Here is a 3059-nt window from a genome sequence, read left to right on the forward strand (position 1 = left end):
GGAGTAAACGCATTATCTGGGTTATCCACGTCGGTACTAGTCAATGTTCCTGAAGTAGTTACCGCTTTGTCAGTCTCGTCCACACTTACCGTTGCGGTACTGACTGTCGCTTTATCATTGGTGCCGTTAATCGTCACCTTGATGGTTGACGCTGTGCCATCAACAGACGATACCGTGAAGGTCTCTTCGACCTTATCGCCGACATTCAATTGGTTAAACGCACTGTTCGCAGTGAACGTCCAATGACCATTGGCATCAATAGTCAGGTCACCATTAGATCCAACAACGGAATCCGGCGTGAAGGTATTATCTGTATTATCCACGTCAGTACTGGTTAGCGTACCTGAGGTAGTTACCGCTTTGTCGGTTTCATCGATAGCGACGGTCGCACTGCTGACAGTAGCGGCGTCGTTAGTGCCGTTAATCGTGACTTTAATGGTCGAAGGTGTGCCATCAACGGAAGTGACAGTGAAGGTTTCTTCTACTTTGTCGCCGACGTTTAACTGATTAAACGCGCTGTTGGCGGTGAACACCCAGTGACCACTGGCATCAATAGTTAGGTCGCCGTTAGATCCAGTAATCGAGTCGGGTGTGAAGGTATTGTCTGGGTTGTCTACATCGGTACTGGTCAATATTCCTGATGTCGTTATCGCTTTGTCAGTCTCATCGATGGCAACGGTTGCGCTGCTGACAGTAGCGGCGTCGTTAGTCCCGTTAATCGTCACCTTGATGGTGGACGGTGTGCCATCAACAGACGATACCGTGAAGGTTTCTTCGACTTTATCGCCGACGTTCAATTGATTAAACGCGCTGTTGGCGGTGAAGGTCCATTGGCCATTAGCACCAATGGTGAGGTTGCCGTTGGTGCCAGTAATCGAATCGGATGTGAATGCGTTATCTGGGTTATCGACGTCGATACTGGTTAGGGTGCCTGAGGTTGTCACCGCTTTGTCAGTCTCATCGATGGCGACGGTCGCACTGCTGACAGTAGCGGCGTCATTGGTACCATTAATAGTGATTTTGATGGTCGACGGTGTGCCATCAACAGATGAGACAGTGAAGGTCTCTTTGACCTTATCGCCGATGTTCAATTGATTAAACGCGCTGTTGGCTGTAAAGGCCCAATGACCATTGGCATCAATAGTCAGGTCACCGTTGGTGCCTGAAATAGAATCCGGCGTAAACGTATTGTCTGGGTTGTCTACATCGGTACTGGTCAATGTTCCTGATGTCGTTACTGCTTTGTCGGTTTCATCGATGGCGACGGTCGCACTGCTGACAGTAGCGGTGTCGTTAGTACCGTTAATCGTTACCTTGATGGTCGACGGTGTGCCATCAACAGACGACACCGTAAAGGTTTCTTCGACTTTGTCGCCAACGTTTAGTTGATTAAACGCGCTGTTGGCGGTGAACACCCAATGACCATTGGTGTCAATAGTCAGGTCACCGTTGGTACCTGAAATAGAATCCGGCGTAAACGTATTGTCTGGGTTGTCTACATCGGTACTGGTCAATGTTCCTGATGTGGTTACTGCTTTGTCAGTCTCATCGATGGCGACGGTCGCACTGCTGACAGTAGCGGCGTCATTAGTGCCGTTAATCGTCACTTTAATGGTCGAAGGTGTGCCATCAACAGACGACACAGTAAAGGTATCTTCGACTTTATCGCCAACGTTTAGTTGATTAAACGCGCTGTTGGCAGTGAATACCCAGTGGCCAGTAGCGTCAATAGTTAGGTCGCCGTTAGATCCAACAATGGAATCCGGAGTAAACGCATTATCTGTATTATCCACGTCAGTACTGGTTAGCGTACCTGATGTCGTTACCGCTTTGTCGGTTTCATCAATGGCAACGGTCGCACTGCTGACAGTAGCTGCGTCATTAGTGCCATTAATCGTCACTTTGATGGTCGAAGGTGTGCCATCAACGGAAGTGACAGTGAAGGTTTCTTCTACTTTATCGCCGACATTCAATTGGTTAAACGCGCTGTTGGCGGTGAAGACCCAATGACCATTGGCATCAATAGTCAGGTCACCATTAGATCCAACAACGGAATCCGGCGTGAAGGTATTATCTGTATTATCCACGTCAGTACTGGTTAGCGTACCTGATGTCGTTACCGCTTTGTCAGTTTCATCCACACTGACCGTTGCGGTACTGACCGTCGCTTTATCATTGGTGCCATTAATTGTCACTTTGATCGTTGACGCTGTGCCATCAATAGACGAGACAGTGAAGGTCTCTTCGATCTTGTCACCGACATTCAATTGATTAAACGCACTGTTGGCGGTGAAGACCCAATGACCATTAGTATCAATAGTCAGGTCACCGTTGGTGCCTGAAATAGAATCCGGTGTGAATGCGTTATCTGGGTTATCGACGTCGATACTGGTTAGGGTGCCTGAGGTTGTCACCGCTTTGTCAGTCTCATCGATGGCGACGGTCGCACTGCTGACAGTAGCGGCGTCGTTGGTGCCATTAATTGTCACTTTGATCGTTGACGCTGTGCCATCAACCGACGATACCGTGAAGGTCTCTTCGACTTTATCGCCGACGTTTAATTGATTAAACGCGCTGCTCGCGGTGAAGTTCCAATGACCATTGGCATCAATAGTCAGGTCGCCGTTAGCTCCAGTAATCGAGTCGGGTGTGAAGGTATTGTCTGGGTTATCCACGTCAGTACTGGTTAATGTTCCTGAAGTCGTGACTGCTTTGTCGGTTTCATCGATGGCAATGGTCGCGCTGCTGACAGTAGCGGCATCGTTAGTGCCGTTAATCGTCACTTTTATGGTCGACGGTGTGCCATCAATAGACGAGACAGTGAAAGTCTCTTCGACTTTATCGCCGACGTTTAATTGGTTAAATGCGTTGTTCGCGGTGAACACCCAATGCCCATTAGCATCAATAGTCAGGTCACCGTTGGTGCCTGAAATCGAATCCGGAGTAAACGCATTATCTGGGTTATCCACGTCGGTACTAGTCAATGTTCCTGAAGTAGTTACCGCTTTGTCAGTCTCGTCCACACTTACCGTTGCGGTACTGACTGTCGCTTTATCATT

At 48.6% G+C, this 3059-nt stretch carries 1 protein-coding gene; it reads right to left on the bottom strand.

Going from position 1 to position 3059, the window contains the following annotated elements; translation table 11 throughout:
- The coding region (locus H5300_RS26185; protein ID WP_220503589.1) for a VCBS domain-containing protein at positions 1 to 3059 on the bottom strand (3059 nt) is incomplete at both ends.

Source organism: Vibrio sp. SG41-7 (genome assembly GCF_014164465.1).
GTDB classification, from domain to species: Bacteria; Pseudomonadota; Gammaproteobacteria; order Enterobacterales; family Vibrionaceae; genus Vibrio; species Vibrio splendidus.